1 protein-coding gene is annotated in these 302 nt (G+C 51.7%); it reads left to right on the top strand.

What is annotated here, in order from left to right; all coding sequences use genetic code 11:
* Positions 1–51 precede the first annotated feature (51 nt).
* Positions 52–302 (top strand): cysteine peptidase family C39 domain-containing protein (locus QN347_RS19690; RefSeq protein WP_323494379.1); only part of this gene is annotated, 251 nt, incomplete at its 3' end.

The raw sequence follows: 302 nt of genomic DNA, 5'->3' as shown, positions 1-302 counted from the left end.
ATGCATCGGCAATGGAGCATCGCAACAGTTGCAAGCTGATGAATGCGGGCCGTGGCGCGTGTGATGAGAGCAATATTGCAAACTGAAACGACGGAATGCGGGCTCGCTTGTCTGGCGATGATCGCTGCACACTTCGGTCGGTATATCGAATTGGCTGATTTACGCCGGCGTTTCAGTATCAGTCTGAAAGGCGCGAGCATGGCGCAATTGATGCGACATGCTGCGACATTGGAATTGTCGACACGTGCGTTGCGACTAGAACCTCTCCTTGATTCGGTCTATTTGAATGAGCTATGTTTGGA

The organism is Sphingomonas sp. 10B4, from assembly GCF_035019905.1.
In the GTDB taxonomy this organism is placed as follows: domain Bacteria; phylum Pseudomonadota; class Alphaproteobacteria; order Sphingomonadales; family Sphingomonadaceae; genus Sphingomonas; species Sphingomonas glacialis.
Note: the sequence above shows the minus strand (reverse complement) of the source record. Positions and strands in the feature narration are given on the sequence as shown.